The organism is Paraburkholderia sp. A1RI_3L (genome assembly GCF_048957895.1).
Classification (GTDB): Bacteria; Pseudomonadota; Gammaproteobacteria; order Burkholderiales; family Burkholderiaceae; genus Paraburkholderia; species Paraburkholderia kururiensis.
The window spans coordinates 1-5,340 of the sequence record NZ_JARCHA010000038.1 but is presented as its reverse complement, the minus strand read 5'-3'; the positions used below and the strand labels follow the sequence as shown (position 1 = coordinate 5,340).

Sequence of the window (5,340 nt, the reverse complement as noted above, 5' to 3'; positions counted from 1 at the left end):
TGATGGCCTGGCTGCGCTGGTCGGGGCTGAGCGAGGGGCGGCGGCCCACGACGGTGCCGCGCTCGCGCGCCGCGACGATGCCGGCGCGGGTGCGCTCGCTGATCAGGCGGCGCTCGAACTCGGAGAGCGCGGCCATCATGTGGAACATCAGGACGCCGCCTGCGGAGGTGGTGTCGATGGACTCGGTGAGCGAGACGAAGCCCACGCCGTTGCGGCCCAGCCAGGCGATGAGGTCGATGAGCTTGCTGATGGAGCGTCCCAGGCGGTCCAGGCGCCAGACCACGAGCACGTCGCCGGGGGCGAGCTGGCCGAGCGCGGCGTCGAGCCCGGGACGGCTGAACTCGGCGCCCGACACGCCGCGGTCGGTGAACAGGCTCTCACATCCGGCGCGGCGCAGGGCGTCCTTCTGCAGGGCGAGGTTCTGCTCCTCGGTCGACACCCGTGCGTATCCGATCTTCACGGGGCGACCTTCCTGCCGGGCAGGCTTCGGTGCGACATGCGGATGCAGGGCCGGCATGGCCGGAGGGCGTGCCGCGGTGGGCGGGATGTGTGCTGCTGCATGGGGTGTGTCCGGTAAAACGGTTAATGCGTAATGGATCACACGGCAATGCTGACTGGTTAGGAGAACGTAAAACATTGTCATATGGGCCGTGCTGGTCCGCATTCTACTGGACAAAAACGAACCTTTTCGCCCCACCCCCCGCGCCCCTTCCGGCCGCGCTGCCGACCCCTGTGCGACAGGCCTTAACGGGGTCACAGAGAAATTTTTTACCAATGTGGCACAAAGGTTCCTTTTCGCCCCACCCCCCGGCGAAGAGGGCCCGGATACGGCCGCGCGGCACTGTGGCCGCGGGCGTTGCGGAGGGTGCGGGTGACCGAAATGGAACAGGCCGGGGCGGTGTTTGCCGCCCTGCGCGAGGGACGGCTGCGGCTGGCGCGTGAGCCGGTGTGCGGCACGCAGGAGCCGGGCCGGGTGCTCTATGAGGAGTGCCTGGCGAGGGTGGAGGGCGAGCCCGGCCTGGTGCCGGGCCAGTTCATCCCGGTGCTGGAGCGGCTCGCGCTGGTGTGCGCGTTCGACCGTCACGTGATGCGCAGGGTCATCGGGCTGCTGCGCGCCGGAGCGCAGGCCACGCTGGGCGTGAACCTGTCGGCGCGCAGCCTGGTGCCGGTGGTGGCCTGGGAGGCGCTGCTGCGCCAGCTGGCGGACAGGGGCGACGTGGCCGCGCGGCTGGTGGTGGAGATCACCGAGACGGCACGGCTGGAGGTGGAACCGGGGCGGCGCTTCGTGCAGCGGCTCAGGCAGGCGGGGTGCCGGGTGGCGATAGACGACTTCGGCGCGGGATACGGCGTGGAGACGGCGATGGCCATCGGGACGCCGGACATCGTGAAGATCGACGCCTCGTTCGTGGTGGCGGCCCGCGGCAGCGATGCGGGCATGGCGCGGCTTGCAGCGATGGTGAGGCTGGCCGCGGACCTGGCGCCGCAGGTGGTGGTGGAGGGGGTGGAGCAGGAGCAGGACCTGTGGCATGCGCGCGAGGCCGGCGCGCAGTGGGCGCAGGGCCGGTTTTTCAGTGCAGCGGGCACCGGGGGGCATGACGCACCGGGATGCAGGGGACAGTGATGCCGGACAGAAAGAAGGGAACAGGAAAATGAAGGCAGCAACGGGAGAGGGCGGGCCGCAGGACAGCGGGTATCTGGGCCAGGTGATGGAGCAGATCGCGGCGTGTGCGGCCCATGTGGGGCGGGGTGTGGCGGGGCAGCCGGAAGGCGGGCTCACGCTGGCGGGTGCGGAGGGGTGCATGGAGCGGTTCCGCGCATCGGTTCACATCCTGCTGTCGCGCCACCTGGGTGAGGAGTGCGCGCTGGCGATGGGTGCATACGACCTGGGGATAGCGACGGGCTTCTACGGGTGGCGCTCGGCGGTGGCGGTGGGCCTGAGGGCGCGCTACGAGGCGGCCCGGGCGCAGGCGGGAGCGGACGGTGCGGGCAGGTGGCACGGACTGGCCGAAGGGCTGCTGCATGCGGGATACCGGCATGGCAGGGACATGCTGGAGTGGGTGGAGGGCCCCCGGGAGTAGGCAGGGTGTGAAGAAGGCAGGGGTAGCGCGCTAGACGGTAAGCATTGCTAAACGAATAAACGGGACGCGCTTCGTTGAAAGAACCGACAGGGAAGGGTGAACCATGAACAGGATATATAGAACCGTCTGGAACGAGGCGCTGGGCACGTATGTGGCCGCCTCGGAGAACGACAGCGCGCTGGGTAAGGGTAAGGGTAAGGGTGGGGTTGCGGGACTAAGTGGCAGTGTGGCAGGCATGTATAGCGGACACCACTTCTTTGGTGGCATGGTTCCGGTGAGGCTGTCCCGCATCGCGCTGGCCGTGCTTGCCTCTGTGGGATCCGGTCTCGGCGTTCCTGCGTGGGCTCAGACTGTTGATTGCAGCGCGGCGCCCTACAATTCCTATAACAGTTTCACCGCCTGCGTGGGCTATGCAGCCACGGCGAGCGGTTCGGGCGCAAACGCGATCGGTGCAGGTTCCACCGCGAACATTACCAATGCAACTGCCTTGGGATATCAGTCCGTCGCAACGGGCGGTGGTGCGGCAACAGCTCTGGGGGCCTTCGCGACAGCTAATGGCACGGACACACTTGCGATGGGGCATAGTTCGTTGGCCTTGGCTGGCGCTACCATCGCAATAGGGCAACTGGCAACCGCAAGCTCACCCGGGGCTTTTGCCTTGGGTTCGACCTCGACCTCTTCAGGCCAGAACGCTCTGGCTGCTGGTTACAACGCGTGGGCATTTGGCAGCAATTCATTCGCCGTAGGCAGCACAACGCGGGCCCACGGGGACTTCAGTACGGCGATGGGGCCAGGTGCTCAATCCTTCGGCACAGCCAGTTTCGCGGCTGGCTGGAACGCTGTGGCCGGGTCTAGCACGACTTCCACTGTCCACGATACGGCGATCGGTTTCATCGCGACTGCTTCTGGCGGCGACTCCACAGCGCTCGGCTCGCGCGCGACCTCTTCCGGATCAGCTTCTCTCGCCATTGGCGGTTCCGCGCTCGCGTCGAACACGAACGATCTGGCCGTGGGGAACGGATCAACCGCGTCCGGCGGTGACAGCGGGGCAGTCGGGCCTTATGCAACGGCTTCGGCGGGAGGGGCGTACGCCCTTGGCCCGGGCGCGCGTGCCCTCGGTGTGAATGCAGTCGTGGTCGGTGTCAATGCGACAGGTTCGGGAGCTGAGTCAATCGCGTTCGGTAACGTGTCGACTGCGTCGGGTTTCGCGGCGCTGGCCGTTGGTCCTACTGCGGTCGCCTCTGGATCTGGCGCCATCGGACTGGGTTACCAATCGACCGCTTCTGGTACGCAATCGGTTGCTCAAGGATCGTTCGCGACTGCAAGTGCGCCTGGTACTGTCGCCATAGGTACGAACAGTAGCGCTTCGGCTCAGAATGCCACGGCCATAGGAGTATCGGCTGTGGCTTCTGGTACATCGTCTATGGCGTTGGCCCAGTACGCCACTGCGTCCGAGTGGGCAGCCGCGGCTATTGGCCCGAGTGCTATCGCGACCGGCTCGGCATCGTATGCCTTGGGCGTAAATGCCACCGCCGCTGGACTCCGCGATACGGCTGTGGGTGTGCGGGCCACGGCATCTGGAGGCGATTCGCTGGCAGCGGGGTCTAGTGCTGCCGCATCGGGGCTGCGCTCTGTAGCTATCGGTGTCGTCGCAAGCTCCTACGGCAACGATTCATTTGCTGCGGGCACGGGGGCGGTGGCGGGGGTGAGCGGCAGTGGTACCACGATCGTCAACGACATTGCGCTGGGCAACACGGCGCAGGCGGTGGGGGGGGACTCCATTGCGGTGGGCACCTCGGCCATCGGCAGCGCGGCCGACGCGATCGCGGTGGGCCGCTCGGCGGCGGCCGCGCAGTCCGCGCAGGCGATCGGTGTGCTGGCCACGGCCAGCGGCAACTCGGCGGCGGCCATGGGCCAGCAGGCCACGGCCAGCGGTACCTCGTCGCTGGCGCTGGCGCAGCAGGCGACCGCCTCGGGCGCCAGCGCCATCGCGATCGGACAGACCGCGGCGGCCACCAACAGCAGTTCGCTGGCCATGGGCACCGGCGCGCTGTCCAACGCGGCCAACGCGGTGGCCATCGGCCACACCTCGACGGCCACGGGCGGCGCGGCCGTGGCGCTGGGGTACCAGCAGACCGCCACGGGCAACGGCGCGGTGGCCATCGGTGACCCGAACACCGCCACCGGCACGGGCGCGGTGGCCATGGGCGCCAACAACACGGCCAACGGCAACGGCGCGCTGGCCATCGGTGATTCGAACACCGCCAGCGCGCAGGGCGCGGTGGCGCTGGGCGAAACCAACGTGGCGGGCGGCACGGGCGCGGTGGCCATCGGCAACACCTCGACGGCATCGAGCACGGGCGGCGTGGCGCTGGGTTCGGCGGCCACCGCGGTCAACCCCAACGACGTGGCGCTGGGCTCCGGCTCGGTGACGGGCTCGCCGGTGGCGACCTCGGGCACCACGATCGGCGGCAAGTTCTATTCGTTCGCGGGGGCCACGCCCACCAGCGTGGTGAGCGTGGGCAGCCCCGGCAACGAGCGGCAGATCTCGAACGTGGCGGCCGGGCAGGTCAGTGCCTCGAGCACGGACGCGATCAACGGCTCGCAGCTTTACGCGACGGACCAGGCGGTCACCTCGCTGTCGAGCTCGACCTCCACGGTGGGCAGTTCGCTGTCGAGCGGCGTCAGCTCGCTGTCCACCGGTGTGAGTTCGCTGTCCACCGGGCTGTCGACCACCAACAGCAGCCTGACCTCGCTGTCCACCTCGACCTCGACGACAGGCAGTTCACTGTCCACCGGCGTGAGCTCGCTCTCCACGGGCCTGTCCACCACCAACAGCAGCCTGACCTCGCTGTCGGGCTCCACCTCGACCGTGGGCAGCTCGCTGTCCACCGGCGTGAGCTCGCTCTCCACGGGCCTGTCCACCACCAACAGCAACGTCGCGTCGCTGTCGGGTTCGGCCTCCACCGGTATCGCCTCGGTATCGACCGGCCTGAGCACGCTGAACGCCGAAGCCGTCAAGTACGACCACAACCCCGACGGCACGGTCAACTACGGCAGCGTGACGCTCAATCCGGGCGGCACCGCCGCGCAGCTGCACAACGTGGCGGCCGGCACCGCACCCACCGATGCGGTCAACGTCTCGCAGCTGAGCACCGCGGTCTCCAGCGGCCAGACGCACTACTACAGCGTCAACGACAACGGCACGCAGCAGGCCAACTACACCAACAACGGCGCCACCGGCGTCAACGCGCTGGCCGCT

3 protein-coding genes and 2 pseudogenes are annotated in these 5,340 nt (G+C 68.3%); 4 read left to right on the top strand and 1 reads right to left on the bottom strand.

All coding sequences use genetic code 11. The annotated features are described in order from the left end of the window. A partial coding sequence (locus tag PXJ20_RS32590; protein WP_421057486.1) for a recombinase family protein occupies positions 1–460 on the bottom strand: 460 nt, incomplete at its 3' end. A 420-nt stretch (positions 461–880) separates the two neighbouring features. On the opposite strand from PXJ20_RS32590, the gene PXJ20_RS32585 reads away from it, so the two are divergent. The 4 genes and pseudogenes from PXJ20_RS32585 to PXJ20_RS32570 form a co-directional block, all read left to right on the top strand. Further along, a complete protein-coding gene (locus PXJ20_RS32585; protein ID WP_421032969.1) occupies positions 881–1,621 on the top strand; it encodes an EAL domain-containing protein in 741 nt (246 codons plus the stop codon). Between the two features lie 28 nt (positions 1,622–1,649). Continuing rightward, entirely contained in the window at positions 1,650–2,078 is a 429-nt protein-coding gene (locus PXJ20_RS32580; RefSeq protein ID WP_421032889.1) for a hypothetical protein, read from the top strand. Between the two features lie 103 nt (positions 2,079–2,181). Next, positions 2,182–3,762, top strand: a pseudogene (locus PXJ20_RS32575) (ESPR-type extended signal peptide-containing protein); the annotation flags it as partial. Between the two features lie 21 nt (positions 3,763–3,783). Next, positions 3,784–5,340, top strand: a pseudogene (locus PXJ20_RS32570) (hypothetical protein); the annotation flags it as partial.